Source organism: Flagellimonas flava (genome assembly GCF_050617915.1).
GTDB classification, from domain to species: Bacteria; Bacteroidota; Bacteroidia; order Flavobacteriales; family Flavobacteriaceae; genus Flagellimonas; species Flagellimonas flava_A.
This window is the reverse complement of sequence record NZ_JBODQE010000002.1, coordinates 536,009-551,202: the sequence shown is the minus strand read 5'-3', so window position 1 is coordinate 551,202 and position 15,194 is coordinate 536,009. Positions and strand designations below refer to the sequence as shown.

The 15,194-nt window shown below is 41.3% G+C and carries 16 protein-coding genes and 1 other RNA gene; 12 read left to right on the top strand and 5 right to left on the bottom strand.

Going from position 1 to position 15,194, the window contains the following annotated elements:
• Window positions 1-20: 20 nt before the first annotated feature.
• Window positions 21-713, top strand: coding sequence for a (d)CMP kinase (gene cmk, locus ACRHOZ_RS08215; protein WP_431124460.1), 693 nt, complete (start codon window positions 21-23; stop codon window positions 711-713).
• Between the two features lie 165 nt (window positions 714-878).
• On the opposite strand, the gene ACRHOZ_RS08210 is transcribed toward cmk, so the two are convergent.
• The 3 genes from ACRHOZ_RS08210 to ACRHOZ_RS08200 all read right to left on the bottom strand — a co-directional run bounded on the left by ACRHOZ_RS08210 (window position 879) and on the right by ACRHOZ_RS08200 (window position 2,834).
• Window positions 879-1,502: an FMN-dependent NADH-azoreductase gene (locus ACRHOZ_RS08210; RefSeq protein ID WP_431124457.1), complete on the bottom strand. Its 624-nt coding sequence runs from the start codon at window positions 1,500-1,502 to the stop codon at window positions 879-881.
• A 63-nt stretch (window positions 1,503-1,565) separates the two neighbouring features.
• Window positions 1,566-2,147 carry a Crp/Fnr family transcriptional regulator gene (locus ACRHOZ_RS08205; RefSeq protein ID WP_431124454.1) on the bottom strand — a complete coding sequence of 194 codons (582 nt, stop codon included), beginning with the start codon at window positions 2,145-2,147 and terminating at the stop codon, window positions 1,566-1,568.
• Between the two features lie 306 nt (window positions 2,148-2,453).
• Window positions 2,454-2,834 carry a LysM peptidoglycan-binding domain-containing protein gene (locus ACRHOZ_RS08200; RefSeq protein ID WP_431124451.1) on the bottom strand — a complete coding sequence of 127 codons (381 nt, stop codon included), beginning with the start codon at window positions 2,832-2,834 and terminating at the stop codon, window positions 2,454-2,456.
• A 266-nt stretch (window positions 2,835-3,100) separates the two neighbouring features.
• On the opposite strand from ACRHOZ_RS08200, the gene rpsA reads away from it, so the two are divergent.
• From rpsA to ACRHOZ_RS08150, 10 genes are all read left to right on the top strand, one after another.
• A complete protein-coding gene (gene rpsA, locus ACRHOZ_RS08195; RefSeq protein WP_431124448.1) occupies window positions 3,101-4,939 on the top strand; it encodes a 30S ribosomal protein S1 in 1,839 nt (612 codons plus the stop codon).
• 115 nt (window positions 4,940-5,054) lie between these two features.
• Window positions 5,055-5,594: a bifunctional pyr operon transcriptional regulator/uracil phosphoribosyltransferase PyrR gene (pyrR, locus tag ACRHOZ_RS08190; RefSeq protein ID WP_420399179.1), complete on the top strand. Its 540-nt coding sequence runs from the start codon at window positions 5,055-5,057 to the stop codon at window positions 5,592-5,594.
• Between the two features lie 6 nt (window positions 5,595-5,600).
• Complete coding sequence (locus ACRHOZ_RS08185) at window positions 5,601-6,524, top strand: aspartate carbamoyltransferase catalytic subunit (protein ID WP_431124445.1); 924 nt, start codon at window positions 5,601-5,603, stop codon at window positions 6,522-6,524.
• 4 nt (window positions 6,525-6,528) lie between these two features.
• Window positions 6,529-6,861, top strand: coding sequence for a ribonuclease Z (locus ACRHOZ_RS08180; protein WP_431124442.1), 333 nt, complete (start codon window positions 6,529-6,531; stop codon window positions 6,859-6,861).
• A gap of 32 nt (window positions 6,862-6,893) precedes the next feature.
• On the top strand, window positions 6,894-7,256 hold the full coding sequence (locus ACRHOZ_RS08175) for a four helix bundle protein (RefSeq protein ID WP_431124439.1): 363 nt from the start codon (window positions 6,894-6,896) through the stop codon (window positions 7,254-7,256).
• 77 nt (window positions 7,257-7,333) lie between these two features.
• A complete protein-coding gene (locus tag ACRHOZ_RS08170) occupies window positions 7,334-8,239 on the top strand; it encodes a ribonuclease Z (protein WP_431124436.1) in 906 nt (301 codons plus the stop codon).
• A gap of 62 nt (window positions 8,240-8,301) precedes the next feature.
• Complete coding sequence (pdxH, locus tag ACRHOZ_RS08165) at window positions 8,302-8,949, top strand: pyridoxamine 5'-phosphate oxidase (protein WP_431124433.1); 648 nt, start codon at window positions 8,302-8,304, stop codon at window positions 8,947-8,949.
• A 10-nt stretch (window positions 8,950-8,959) separates the two neighbouring features.
• Window positions 8,960-9,445: a SixA phosphatase family protein gene (locus ACRHOZ_RS08160; RefSeq protein WP_431124430.1), complete on the top strand. Its 486-nt coding sequence runs from the start codon at window positions 8,960-8,962 to the stop codon at window positions 9,443-9,445.
• A gap of 3 nt (window positions 9,446-9,448) precedes the next feature.
• Complete coding sequence (ppk1, locus tag ACRHOZ_RS08155; protein WP_431124427.1) at window positions 9,449-11,524, top strand: polyphosphate kinase 1; 2,076 nt, start codon at window positions 9,449-9,451, stop codon at window positions 11,522-11,524.
• 10 nt (window positions 11,525-11,534) lie between these two features.
• The gene (locus ACRHOZ_RS08150; protein ID WP_431124424.1) at window positions 11,535-12,422 is read left to right on the top strand and encodes a Ppx/GppA phosphatase family protein; all 888 of its coding nucleotides are present in this window, start codon (window positions 11,535-11,537) and stop codon (window positions 12,420-12,422) included.
• Here ACRHOZ_RS08150 and ACRHOZ_RS08145 read toward each other — a convergent pair.
• Complete coding sequence (locus tag ACRHOZ_RS08145) at window positions 12,419-13,000, bottom strand: tRNA-(ms[2]io[6]A)-hydroxylase (RefSeq protein WP_431124421.1); 582 nt, start codon at window positions 12,998-13,000, stop codon at window positions 12,419-12,421. The genes ACRHOZ_RS08150 and ACRHOZ_RS08145 overlap by 4 nt on opposite strands.
• A 57-nt stretch (window positions 13,001-13,057) precedes the next feature.
• Entirely contained in the window at window positions 13,058-14,788 is a 1,731-nt protein-coding gene (locus ACRHOZ_RS08140) for a DNA polymerase III subunit gamma/tau (protein ID WP_431124418.1), read from the bottom strand.
• Window positions 14,789-14,894: 106 nt separating this feature from the next.
• Between ACRHOZ_RS08140 and rnpB the strand changes: the two genes are divergently transcribed.
• Window positions 14,895-15,192: RNase P RNA component class A (rnpB, locus tag ACRHOZ_RS08135), an RNA gene on the top strand.
• The last annotated feature ends 2 nt before the right edge of the window (window positions 15,193-15,194 follow it).

The following is a 15,194-nucleotide window of genomic DNA, read 5'->3' as shown; positions in this document are numbered from 1 at the left end:
ATTCTATCTATTTTTGGGATATGGGAAAAATAACCATAGCCATTGATGGCTATTCTTCCACGGGCAAAAGCACGATAGCCAAAAAACTTGCTAACGCCCTTCATTACATTTATGTGGATACTGGGGCTATGTACAGGGCGGTTACGCTACATGCTTTGAACAACAATTATGTGGGTAGTGAAGAAGACCTACCTGCTTTGATTGCCGATTTACCCAACATTGATTTAAAATTTGTTCCCAACCCAGCATTGGGCAAGTCCGAAATGTTCTTGAATGGAAACAATGTGGAAAAAGAGATTAGGGCAATGGAGGTTTCGCGACATGTAAGCAAAGTGGCCACTATACCGGAGGTGAGGCATAAGCTGGTGGAGATGCAACAACAAATGGGCAAGGAAAAAGGTTTGGTCATGGATGGCAGGGACATTGGCACCGTAGTTTTTCCCGATGCAGAACTGAAAATCTATATGACTGCCTCTCCAAAAGCCAGGGCTACACGACGCTATAAGGAACTTTTGGACCGCGGAGAGATTGTATCTTATGAAGAGGTGCTGGAAAACGTTCAGAAAAGGGATTTTATAGATTCTACTCGCGAAGTTTCACCACTGCGCAAAGCTGAAGATGCCATTGCCTTTGACAATAGCGATATGGGGCTTGAGGAACAGTTTGGGCGGGTTTATGACTTTGCCCAAAGAGTAATTTCCGAAAACGCGTAGAAAGTATGGGTTGAAAGCGTTTTCCTGAAACCCACTTATGGCAACATATCCGAACTGTACCGGTTTACACCCTAACTATTTTGTGCCACACCTCTATGAATGGAAAAACGGTTCAAGTGGAAACTCAAACCGCTGTGGCTTGTACATTTTGTTCGCAGCCGTTTTTCAAATCTGTTCAATCTTTTGGTAGATTTCCTTTTTAGAGTTCTCAAAAATTTCTCCACCAAACTCTTCGTTGTCCAATGAAATTATTGAAATGTCCTTTATTCCCATTATCCCGAAAACGAACTTTAAGTAGGTGGTTTGGAAATTCATATGCTCGTTTTTTTCGTTTTCTCCATAACCTGTGTCCCCACGACTTGACAGAACAAACATTTTTTTATTTTCAAGAAGTCCAACATAATCTCCGTCTGGTTCACCTGATCGGAATTTCCAAGTTTCGTTGATCCTCATAAGTTGGTCGATGTAAGATTTTAAACCGCTCGGAATTGACCAGTTGTACATTGGCGTACCCAAAACATAAATGTTATGTCCCTTAAACTCTTCAACCAATTCGTTGCTAAACCTAACACCCAACTGGTTTTCGCTTGTTCTTTCACTTGGTTTGATAAACGCACTTGCAATCCATTTTTCGTTTATTGGCGGTATTTCTTCCAATCCAACTTCTCGATAGGTAAATTGGTCGTTCGGATTTTTCTTTTTCCAGTTGTCCTCAAAAAGTTGTGTTAGTTTTCTACTGTGCGATTTTTCCCTTCTAACACTTGCGTTGATGATCAATACTTTGTTCATATTCTTAAATTTTGATTGTGAAACAAAGTTCCGAATTAGGCAATTGCAAAAAATTGATGTAGGTTAAGATGCTTGGATTTTTTTTCGCATTCTACTCAAAAATTCAGGGGTAATTCCCAAATAGGAAGCAATTAGATAGTTGGGTACTTTTTCGGCGATCTTTGGGTAATTTTTCAAAAAGTCCAAATATCGGTGTTCGGCGTCAAGAGTGTTATTTAAGATTATTCTGCGCTGTAAACTCCCAAGGTAATTTTCAAGGATGACTCTAAAAAAACGCTCAAGTTTTGGAATTTGCTTTAGCATTTCCTGAAAGGCGTCGTGGTGGATCTGTAACAGTGTAGTTTTTTCGATGGTTTGAATGTTGTAAATCGAAGCTTTTTGTTTTTGAAAACTTTCAATATCCGTTGCCCACCAATTTTCCACGGCAAAATAGAGGATTTCCTCCTTTCCTGTTTCGGGGTTGATGTAAAAAGCCTTTAGTGTTCCATCAACCACAAAATTATCAGTGCGGCAAATTTCTCCGTTTCTCAACAGATAATCTCCTTTTTCAAGCATTTTCTCCTTCCAAAACACATCAATTAAATTTTCTTCTTCAGAATTTAGTTTAACGTGTTTTGAAATGGACTTGATTAGTTGCGCTTTCATTCGAAGGGTTGCCGACAGCAAGCTGAAAAATGCTCTAATGATTCATTTTTTGCATGCTATAAGTGAAGTTCGGGAATTTCAGCGAAAAAATGAAAATAGAACTTAACCTATGCCCCTTTTGATTTGACGGATGTAGTTTATGGATTGACGGACTTGTTGGCAGAAAACCTTGGAAATTATCGTTTGTTATTAGTGAAAATTTGTGAAACCTGCCTGCCGGCAGGCAGGTTCATGTCAAACCATTAGACACAAAAAAACGGCCAAGTAATATTACCTGACCGCCTTGCATTGTGCCAAAAACTGTTTTTACAGATTCGGTATCACCAATTCTTGATCGGGATGAATCAAATCTGGATTCTTCAAGATGTTGGTATTGGCCTCAAAAATTTGTTTGTATTTCATGGCATCTCCGTAGTAATGCTTGGCAATCTTGCTTAATGATTCCCCACTTTTTACAGTGTGTCTGTGATATACAGAATCATCGCCCACAGTAATGTTGGCTTTGATATCTGAAGGACTTTGTCCACCTATTTCCTTGATTTTATCCCAAAGAACGTTCTTTTCATAAGGGGTAGCGGCCTCACCTTTGATTTTTAAAACTCCACCTTCTTCAGATACGTCACCTCCCTTTATTGCCAATTCTTGGCCCAAATCCAAAACTGCTTGATATTTTGCTTTTACACTCATAATGTTCTTTAATGTTTTAATGGTTAATACTAAGAAACAAGATATCAATAAAAGTCACATTTTGGCTTAATTTATCATTAATAATCCATGGATTTGAAATAGTGTCAATAAGGGTTTGTAAAACAAGGAATTAATTGTATTTTTGCACTCCTTTTTTGGCGATTGGCAAGAGAAAAAAGGGAACAATAAAAAAGTTAATAATATTAATCGCTTCCGCAGCATCGCCAAGCTCTTGAAAACTGTGGAATACAAATTTATATCAGCACATGGCTGAAGAAAAAGCAAAAGTTGAGGCAGAAGAAACTGCCGCAGCTGTAGAAGTTAAAGAAGAAGTACAAACCCAACAAGATCCCCAGGAATTTTTGGAAAACTTCGACTGGGACAAGTACGAAGAAGGTATTGAAAAGGTCGAAGACAGTAAATTGAGCGAGTTTGAAAAGCTCGTAGAGGAGAATTTTGTGGATACCGCCGATGAGGAGGTAGTTGAAGGAAAAGTGGTGCACATGACGGATCGTGAGGCCATTATCGACATCAACGCAAAATCCGAAGGAGTTATCTCCCTCAATGAATTCCGTTACAACCCTGATCTTAAGGTAGGGGACAAAGTTGAGGTTCTTATTGATATACGTGAAGACAAAACCGGTCAGTTGGTATTGTCGCACAGAAAAGCAAGAACCATCATGGCATGGGATCGCGTAAATGCTGCCCATGACAAAGAGGAAATTGTTCAAGGTTTTGTAAAGTGCAGGACCAAAGGTGGTATGATCGTGGACGTATTTGGAATTGAGGCGTTCCTGCCTGGATCTCAAATTGATGTGAAGCCAATCCGCGATTACGATCAGTATGTAGGAAAGACCATGGAGTTCAAGGTGGTGAAGATCAACCACGAGTTCAAGAACGTTGTGGTTTCCCATAAAGCACTTATCGAGGCCGATATTGAAGAGCAGAAGAAGGAGATCATCGGTCAGCTTGAAAAAGGTCAAGTATTGGAAGGTGTGGTCAAAAACGTTACATCTTACGGAGTATTCATCGACCTTGGTGGCGTAGACGGATTGATTCACATTACCGATCTTTCCTGGAGTCGTATCAACCACCCGAACGAGGTTGTTGAGTTGGATCAGAAATTGAACGTTGTAATCCTTGATTTTGATGACAATAAATCCAGAATCCAGCTAGGCCTTAAGCAATTGGAGAAACACCCATGGGATGCCTTGGGCGATGAGATCAAAATTGGTGACAAGGTAAAAGGTAAGGTTGTTGTTATTGCTGACTACGGTGCCTTTATTGAAGTTGCTGAAGGAGTTGAAGGATTGATCCACGTTTCTGAAATGTCTTGGTCTACCCACTTGAGATCTGCACAGGATTTCGTAAAAGTAGGGGACGAGGTTGAAGCGGTTGTATTGACCTTGGATCGTGAAGATCGCAAAATGTCCTTGGGCATCAAGCAATTGACACCAGACCCATGGACCGATATCACTTCCAAGTATCCTGTTGGATCAAGACACAAAGGAATTGTTAGAAACTTTACCAATTTCGGTGTCTTTGTAGAAATGGAAGAAGGTATTGATGGATTGATCTATATCTCCGACCTATCTTGGACCAAGAAAATCAAGCACCCATCTGAGTTTGTTACCGTTGGTGACACTTTGGAAGTGGAAGTATTGGAATTGGACGTGGAAGGACGTAAGTTGAGCTTGGGTCACAAGCAGACTACCGAAAACCCATGGGACAAATATGCCGATGAGTTTGCTGAAGGAACTATTCACAAGGCAGCTATCTCAGAGGTTGTTGACAAAGGAGCAACCATCAATTTCAATGAGGATATTGTAGGATTCGTTCCTTCAAGACACATGGAAAAAGAAGATGGTAAAAAGCTTGGAAAAGGAGAAGAGGTTGATTTCAAGATCATTGAATTTAACAAGGACTTCAAGAGAGTTGTGGCAAGTCACACAGCCATCTTTAGAGAGCAAGAAGAACGCAATATCAGTGCTGCCAGAAGAAAAGCTGCAGCATCTGCAGAGGAGACCAAAACTACTTTTGGTGATGCCAATGCACAATTACAGGCGTTAAAGGATAAAATGGAAGCGGATTCCAAGAAGAAGTAATCCGGTTTTATTACCAAAACAAAAGCCCCGCTGGTAACAGTTGGGGCTTTTTTTGTACCGTTATCTATGGCAGAAATGTTTACTTTTGCATGCAACCCAGTTGGTAGCCTAGCAAATGAGTCAAAAAGTACTTCTTACCTCCAAAGAGATAAACATCATACTGCACCGTTTGGCCTGTCAACTTTTAGAAAATCATCTCGATTTTTCAAACACGGCCTTAATCGGAATACAACCCAGAGGCGTCTTTTTAGCGGAGCGATTGACCAAGATTTTAAGGGAAGAGTACAAGGTGAAGGACATTGAACTGGGTTTTTTGGACATCACTTTTTATAGGGATGATTTTGGGCGTGGCGATAAGACCTTGAAAGCCAATACTACCAAGATTGACTTTTTGGTGGAGGACAAAAATGTGGTTTTTATTGATGATGTGCTCTACACCGGGAGAAGTATCAGAGCAGCCCTCACTGCAATCCAATCCTTTGGTAGACCTTCAGATATTGAACTTTTGACCCTGATAGACAGAAGATTTAGTAGGCACTTGCCGATCCAGCCCAATTATAGAGGCCGACAGGTAGATGCCATCAATGAGGAAAAGGTCAAGGTTATGTGGGAGGAGAACGATGGGAAAGATGTTGTGTATTTAGTAAACAAATAATAGAAAATGAGCGAACTAAGTGTAGACCACTTATTAGGAATTAAGTATCTGAACAAGAAGGATATAGAGCTCATTTTTGAAACTGCCGACCATTTTAAGGAAGTCATAAACCGTTCTATTAGAAAGGTGCCCACGCTTAGGGATACTACCATAGCCAATATTTTCTTTGAAAACAGTACCCGCACCAAACTTTCTTTTGAATTGGCCGAAAAAAGGCTGTCTGCAGATGTGATCAACTTCTCAGCTTCCCAGTCTTCGGTAAAAAAGGGGGAGACCTTAATTGATACTGTAAATAATATTCTCTCCATGAAAGTGGATATGGTGGTCATGCGCCATCCAAATCCGGGAGCGGGAATCTTTTTATCAAAGCATGTGGATGCATCCATCGTTAATGCTGGGGACGGTGCCCATGAACATCCTACGCAAGCTTTGCTGGATTCCTATTCCATTCGTGAGAAATTAGGAGATGTGGGCGGAAAAAATGTAGTGATTGTCGGGGATATCTTGCACTCCCGAGTAGCACTCTCCAACATTTTTGCACTAAATCTACAAGGAGCCAACGTAAAGGTATGTGGCCCAAAAACGCTGATTCCAAAGCATATTGAATCTTTGGGGGTGAAGGTAGAGACCAACCTTAGAAAAGCGCTGGAATGGTGCGATGTGGCCAATATGCTTCGCGTTCAAAATGAACGGATGGACATTAGCTATTTCCCATCCACCAGGGAATACACCCAACAATTTGGGGTGAACAAAGCATTACTTAATAGTCTGGACAAACAGATTGTGATCATGCACCCAGGCCCCATCAATCGCGGAGTGGAAATCACCAGTGATGTGGCAGATTCAAATCAATCCATTATCTTAGAGCAAGTTGAAAATGGAGTAGCCATCCGCATGGCGGTAATTTACTTGCTGGCGGCTAAAAAATAAAATCATGATTTTTGATAAGGAAGGAACAACAACCATTGTTTTCCAGGAAAAAACCTCCCTTAAAACCTTCCTGGATAACTTGAGAAAAGGGTATCCCAAAATCAAGCACGATAACATTATTGTGAACTTGTTCTCGTTCAGTAAATTATCAGCTGGAGATGTATTGGAATTTTTGGATATCTCAACGACACATAGAAGCACCAACAAATCATTCATTCTAGTGACCAATAAGGTTTCCTATGATGAAATTCCTGATGAAATAAATGTGGTGCCAACCATTCAAGAGGCTAAGGATCTTATAGAAATGGAAGAAATTGAGCGCGACCTCGGGATTTGAATGGAAAATCAAAAATGAAAAATTGAAAGTGATTGGAAACGAGGAGGAAGAATGTTATTGAGGAGAAGAGTTTTCGATTTGCTTTAGGAATAGTAGGTTTAGCTAAAAAACTTGTAAATGAAAAAAAGGAATTTGTGCTATCAAAACAAATTCTTAGATCGGGAACCTCTATTGGGGCATTAGTGAGGGAAGCGGAACATGCAGAAAGTAAAAAAGAATTTATTCATAAAATGTCCATTTCCTTAAAAGAGGCGAATGAAACAAGATATTGGTTGGATTTGTTAATGAATTCCGATTATATGGAAAAAAGGGAATTTGAGAAGTTAAATGACGAAGTAACGCAGCTAATAAAATTATTAGCGGCTATTGTAAAAACCTCCAAATTGAACTCCTGATGTTTAGAGAATATCAATTTTCCACTTTTAATTATCCACTTTCCATTGTTAGTTTTCCACTTTCCATTTTCAATTAAATGAAACTCACTATTCTTGGCTGCTATTCGGCCACCCCGCGAACCTTTACCAACCCTACCTCCCAAGTCCTGGAGGTTAGAAATCATATTTTTTTAATTGACTGCGGAGAAGGTACCCAAGTACAGTTAAGAAAATACAAGGTTAAGTTTTCCCGAATCAAACATATTTTTATTTCCCATTTGCATGGGGATCATTTTTTTGGACTTCCAGGCCTTATTTCCACCTTTAGGTTACTGGGTCGGGAATCTGAATTACATATTTACGGCCCAAAAGGGATTAAAGAAGCAGTAACCTTGTTTTTAAAACTAGGGGATTCTTGGACCAACTACCCATTGATTTTTCACGAACTTGAATCCAAGGATACGGAGTTGGTGTTTGAGGATGATGCTGTAAGCGTGCAGACCATCCCCCTTGATCATAGAGTGTACACCAATGGCTTTTTATTTAAAGAAAAGCCAGCACCAAGAAAGCTGGATGTAAGTGCGGTTGCGGAACATGATATTGACCGCAGTCAATTCAACAACATAAAGAATGGGGCCAATGGGAAAACAGCCAACGGAGTTGAAGTTGCCAATCAAAAACTTACATTGGACCCGCCAAATCCCAGAAGTTATGCTTTTTGTAGTGATACAGCCTATAACGAAACCATCTTACCGCTAATTGAAAATGTGGATGTCTTGTACCACGAGTCCACTTTTTTGGAGGCTGAGTCCCGATTGTGTCGAAAAACAAAGCATGCAACAGCCAAACAAGCTGCCCAGATTGCGCAAAAGGCAAATGTGGGGAGTTTGATTTTGGGACATTATTCTACGAGGTACAAGTCCATCGACCTATTCAAAGAGGAAGCCTTGGAGGTATTTCCCAGGGTGGCCTTGGCCGATGACGGAAAATCTTTTGATATCTAGTCCTTTCTGCCTTTCTATTCTGCCTTCTTTTGTTGAAATTTGTGTAGAACCTATTTGGGAATATGCAAGAAGACTTAAGCAGTTATCGCAAATCATACGAAAAAAGTAGCTTGGTGGAAGGTTCCATCAAGGAAAATCCACTGGAGCAGTTTCAAAAGTGGTTTTATGAGATTGAGGCTGCTGGTGGACCTGATGAACCCAACGCCATGACCATTTCCACCATGGGTTTGGATGGCTATCCAAAGAACCGGGTGGTGCTGATGAAAAAATACACACACGAGGGGTTTATTTTTTATACCAATTACAATAGCGAAAAAGGCAAGGCCATTTTGGCGAATCCTGCTGTATGTCTTTCCTTTTTTTGGCCCAATTTGGAGCGTCAGGTGATCATAAAGGGAAAGGCTGAAAAAATTGCTGAGAACCTGTCCGATGGCTATTTCGAATCAAGACCTGTGGGCAGTCAGCTGGGTGCTGTGGTGTCAGATCAGAGTGAAGTTATTGGTTCACGGGAGGTATTGGAAAAGAAGCTTGCTGAATTAGAGAAAGAACTGGAGGGAAAGGAAATTGAAAGACCCAAGCATTGGGGTGGTTATCTGGTACGACCGGTATCCATTGAATTTTGGCAGGGAAGGCCGAACCGGCTTCATGACAGAATTAGATATGAACTTCAGGAGGATTTGAATTGGAAGATAGAACGATTGGCACCATAAAGCGATTACAATGAAACAAATAATTCTGGTCAGACATGGGAAATCGTCCTGGGAATACGATGTTTCTGACAAAGACAGACCATTAAAGGAACGGGGGATAAGGGATGCGGGCCTAGTGTCCAAAAAATTTGCTGAAAATAAGCCTTCGATTGATTTTGCGTTTTCAAGTCCAGCCAACAGGGCACTTCACACCAGTATGATCGTTCTTAGGAATATCGGCTTTGATCTGGACAATTTTCAGGTCAAGGAAGCACTTTATGACTTTTCTGGTAATAGCGTTGCAAACTTCGTTCATGGTCTGGATAATAGTCACCAAACCGTTATGATCTTTGGACATAATTATGCCTTCACAACGCTTGCAAATACTTGGGGAGATCAGTATATTGATAACGTTCCCACGTCGGGACTGGTTCACATCAAATTCAACGTGGATCGTTGGGATAAAGTGGCAAAAGGAACTTCAGAAACGGTAATTTTTCCAAAACACCTTAAATAATTCATGATTAAAGTAAAGAACGAATACGTAAACAGGGAAATCAGTTGGTTGCATTTTAATGCAAGGGTACTCCAGGAAAGTGTGGATAAAAAAGTTCCGCTGATAGACCGGTTAAGGTTCTTGGGAATATTCAGCAATAATCTGGATGAGTTTTTCAAAGTACGGTATGCAACAGTCAAACGCATTGTGGATGCTGGAAAAAAAGGAAAGAGTGTTTTAGGGGGTGAAAAGGCCAAGGATTTGTTGGAGGAAATCACCAAGATAGTTATTGAACAACAAGCACGTAGCCAAGAAATTCTGGAAAGTATAGAGGAAGAGCTTAAGGAGGAGAACATTTTTATCATCAACGAGGATGAAATCAATGAAAACCAGGCTGAGTTCATTCGGGAATACTTTTTCAAGAAGGTGAACCAGGAGTTGATGACCATTATCCTAAACGACCTGACGGAATTCCCCTTATTAAAGGATACGGCTGCTTATTTGGCGGTGAAAATGGTCATGAAAAATGAAAATGGCACCCCCAATAACAACAGATATGCACTGATTGAGATACCGAAAGGGATAGACCGCTTTATTGTGCTGCCAAAGGAAGGGGATAAAAACTATATCATTGTTTTGGATGACCTCATTCGCTTTTGTTTGGACAGCGTGTTTACCATGTTCGAATTTGAGTCCATTTCCGCTCATATGATCAAGATTACCCGAGACGCCGAGTTGGATATTGACAATGATTTAACCAAGAGTTTTATCCAAAAGATCTCTTCCAGTGTGGAGCATAGAAAGATCAGTGATCCCGTACGTTTTGTTTATGACAAAAGTATAGACAAGGATACACTCCAGTTCCTGAAAGAGAAAATGAACATAGTGGACACTGACAGTGTTATTCCTGGAGGACGTTATCACAACCGACGTGATTATATGGGATTCCCTAGTTTGGGACGCCACGATCTCATGTACAAAAAGATAGAGCCGCTACCTGTAAAGGGATTTAGTATGAACGGTAGTCTGTTGGAACTGATAGCCCAAAAGGACTACATGATCTATACGCCTTATCATACCTTTTCCTATGTCACCAAATTTTTAAGGGAGGCAGCGTTGGATCCAAAGGTTAGGGCTATCAAAATCACTATTTACAGACTCGCCAATGATAGCCAAATAGCCTCGGCATTGATCAATGCGGTCAAAAATGGAAAGCAGGTCACAGTGCAAATTGAATTGCAGGCCAGATTTGACGAACAAGCCAATATCAAATATGCCAACCAACTTCAGGCAGAGGGCATCCGACTGATATTTGGTGTCCCTGGGCTTAAAGTGCATAGTAAGATTTGCTTGGTGGAGCGGGAAGAGTCCGAAGGCATAACCAGATATGGATTCATAAGTACGGGGAATTTCAATGAATCCACAGCCAAAATCTATACGGATTATACCCTGTTTACCTCCCATGAGGGAATCCTCAAAGAAATGGCCAGGGTATTTGACTTTTTTGAAACCAACTACAAGATTCATAAATACAAACATCTTGTAGTTTCTCCTCACTATACCAAGTCTACCTTTATGAAACTCATAGACAATGAGATTGCCAATGCCTTGGTGGGAAAGGAAGCCTTTGTCAAGATTAAGATGAATAGTCTTACCTCATACAAGATGGTGGACAAGCTCTACGAGGCAAGTAGGGCAGGAGTAAAGGTGCAGCTTATTATTAGGGGCGTATGTTGCTTGATTCCTGGGGTAGCCGGTATGAGTGAGAATATTGAGGCCATCAGTGTGGTGGACAAGTTTTTGGAACATCCAAGACTTTTCATTTTTGGAAATGAAGGTGAGCCCAAAATCTATATTTCTTCCGCAGACTGGATGACACGAAATCTTGACTTTAGGGTAGAGGTAGGTTGCCCAATTTACGACCCAGATATCAAACAGGAACTACTGGATACTTTCGATATTTCATGGAAGGACAACCAAAAAGCCAGGATTTTTTCCGCTAATCAGGACAATGCATATCGGGAGAAAACAGCAGAAGACGCTGAAACGAGATCCCAGTTCGCCCTGTATGACTATTACAAACTGAAATTAGAATCCTAATTCTTCCAAATTGATAATTCGCAAGTTGGCAGCAATTGATATTGGTTCCAATGCCGTTAGGTTGTTGGTGCACAATGTTATTGAGCATGAAGACAAACTTCCTTCGTTTAAAAAAAGTGCCCTTATCCGTGTACCCGTCAGGTTGGGGGAAGATTCCTTTACCAAAGGGGAAATTTCGGAACACAGCTTGCAACGCTTGATCAAAACCATGAAATCCTTCGATTTGTTGATGGAAATTTATGGGGTGGAAAAATATATGGCCACTGCGACTTCTGCATTAAGGGAAGCCCGAAACGGTGACGAGGTGGTTGCCAAAGTACTCCAGGAATCGGGGATTGGGATAGAGATTATTGATGGTAAAAAAGAAGCGGCAATCATTGCCTCGACCGACTTGAAGGAGCTTATCAAAAAAGATAGAGCTTACCTCTATGTGGATGTGGGAGGGGGAAGTACAGAGTTCACCATTTTCATCAGGGGAGAGCTCAAGGTTTCAAAATCCTTTAAGATAGGTACGGTTAGAATTCTTAAAGGCTTGGTAGATAACGGGTTGTGGGATGTTGTCCAAGATTGGATTCAAACAAATTTGAAGGGGGAGACCAAAGTTGAGATTATCGGTTCCGGAGGAAACATCAATAAATTACACAAGATGTCTGGAAGGAAAATGGGCCAGCCTTTGTCCTACATTTGGCTAAATGCCCAATATCATTTCTTGAACAGTATGGATTATGAGGATAGGATTTCTGAGCTGGGATTAAATCAGGATAGGGCGGATGTAATCATTCCGGCAGCCAAAATTTTTCTCTCCGCGGCCAAATGGAGTGGTGCCAAAAAAATTCATGTACCCAAGATTGGTTTGGCAGATGGAATGATCAAGACATTATATTACCAGGAGGATTAACCGTGCATGGTTTCCCTTTTGCCCAGATTTTTCATGAGTTCCGCCTCATATTCCAATAATTGCTGCCATTTTTCATCCACTTCCTCACGATTTCCGTATTTACGTGCAAATTTTAGGAACATGGTATAATGATTGGCTTCACTGGCCATCAGACTTCTATAGAATTCAGATAGTTCCGCATCGTTGATTTCTTCGGAAAGCAATCTAAATCGCTCACAACTTCTGGCTTCAATCATGGCGGCGTAGAGTAATTTGTGTATAAGGTGGGTTTCCCTGCTGCCTCCCTTAGGGAAGAACTTCATAAGTTCAATCACATACTCATCCTTGCGTTCCCTACCAAGTACCCAGCCTCTTTTTAGTATTTTGTCATGTACCATATTAAAATGGCCCATTTCCTCTCTTGCCAAAGCGGTCATTTCCTTGACCAAATCAGATTTTTCGGGAAACCCTATTATCAGGGAGATGGCCATACTGGCTGCCTTTTGCTCGCAATACGCATGATCGGTAAGAATTTCTTCAATGTTCTTCTCCACAATATTCACCCATCTCGGGTCTGTTGGCAGTTTTAATCCCAGCATTGTTCTTGATTTTGTTTTAGGGGGTAAAGATAAGCGTATTCGACCAATAGGGCGGGCTTAAAAGTCGAGGTCAAACTCTTGGCGAAGCATGTCAATGGCCGGATTTTTTTCCCGGAGCTTTTCATATTTCTCCTCAGGGGTAAACGCAAATTTCTTGGCTACTTCCTCATTGACTGTGATATACAAACTGATGGAATGGTTGTTCAGTTTTTGCTTCAGGAAATCCATCATAAGACTTTGTTCCCGCTCCACCTCCTTTTTCATGGTACTGTTGGGAAGTTCAATCCAAATGGTTTGTTCGTCCTTTAGCTTGGGAACATCGGTTTGAAGATTACTGGCCAAGATTTTACGACCCTTATCCTCTAAATGTTGTACAAAATCGTTCCAATGGGATTGCATGTCCGCTTCACTGAACTTTTCTTTGGGTAAATCTTCCTGATTTATGGCAGGTACCTTCACATTTTCATGCGCTTTCTTGGTTTTAATACTGCGCAGTGATAATCCCGAAACTCTCCTTTCAGCAGACTTTATATGGATTTTTGGAGTAGGGGTTGGAGGAGTTATCTCAACCTTGTCTTCAACCTCTGGTGCCTCTGTTGGAACGGCAACAGGTTCAGATACATCTATTTCCTTTGCTTCGGATTCTTGTTTTGGAGCTGGGGCGTCTATTCTTTCCTCCGTGGTCTTAAAGAAAGAGGCGGGAACTATGAAATCAAGGTTTTTTTTTTCTCCATTAAACGTAATGGAGGCCAATTTCATCAAGGTGAGTTCAACTAAAAGGCGTTGGTTTTTGCTGGTCTTGTACTTGAGGTCGCAATCATTGGCAATTTCCAAAGCTTTCAATAAAAACTGCTGATCTACCTTCTTCGCCTGGTCTTTATACTGCTGTTTTACATCCTCACCAACTTCCAATAGGGCATGGGTATCTTGATGCTGGCAAACCATCAAATCCCTAAAATGGGAGGCCAGGCCTGTGATGAAATGATGCCCATCAAATCCCAAGGATAAGGTTTTATTGAGCAGAATCAATAAATCGGGGATGTTATTGTCCAAGATTAAATCGGTGGTGGAGAAGTAGGTATCGTAATCCAGTACATTCAAATTTTCGGTGACCGCCTTACGAGTCAACTCTTTCCCCGAGAAACTTACTACCCTATCAAAAATGGACAAGGCATCCCTCATGGCACCATCCGCCTTCTGCGCAATGATATGAAGCGCACTTTCCTCAGCCTTAATCCCTTGTTCTTCTGCTATATATTTTAGGTAATCCGCAGCATCCTTGACCGTAATCCGCTTGAAATCGAAAATCTGACAGCGGGATAAAATGGTTGGGATAATCTTGTGCTTTTCGGTGGTGGCTAGGATAAAAATGGCATGCTTGGGTGGCTCTTCCAAGGTCTTTAAAAACGCATTGAAAGCAGACTGGGAGAGCATATGTACCTCGTCTATAATATAGACTTTGTACTTACCGACCTGTGGGGGTATACGAACTTGGTCTATAAGACTTCGAATGTCATCCACAGAGTTATTTGAAGCCGCATCAAGCTCAAAAATATTGAAGGCAAAATCCTCATCTTCCCGTTCCGTACCGTCCTGATTGATTTTTTTGGCCAAGATTCGTGCACAGGTGGTTTTACCTACTCCACGAGGGCCGCAGAAAAGCAAGGCTTGGGCCAAATGATTGTTTTCAATGGCATTGTCCAGAGTATTGGTAATGGCACCTTGTCCCACAACATCTTTAAAGGTTTGGGGTCTGTATTTTCGTGCCGATACAATAAACGGTTCCAAAGGGTAAGGTTTTGCTTTACTACAAATATAAAAATAGGAAGCGGCAAAGAAATAGGGGGAGGAACTTCATCGCTTTTTTTTATTAACAATTGGTTTACCTTTGCCGCCAGCAGGCCACCTTATCGCCGCAATCCCTTTGGGATTGGGGAGGAAAGTCCGGACACCATAGTGCGGCATAGCGGGTAACGCCCGTCCGTTGAAAAACGAGGACCAGTGCAACAGAAAGCAAGTACAGTTAGGCTGTAGTGAAATCAGGTAAACTCTATGCGGTGAAACGCCACGTATACCAGTGTTTGAGGGCTGCACGCCCAAATTGGAGGGTAGGCGGTTAGAGCTTTTGGGCAACCAAATGCCTAGATAAATGATAAGGACATACAGAATCCGGCTTATGGCCTGCTTTTTTTCG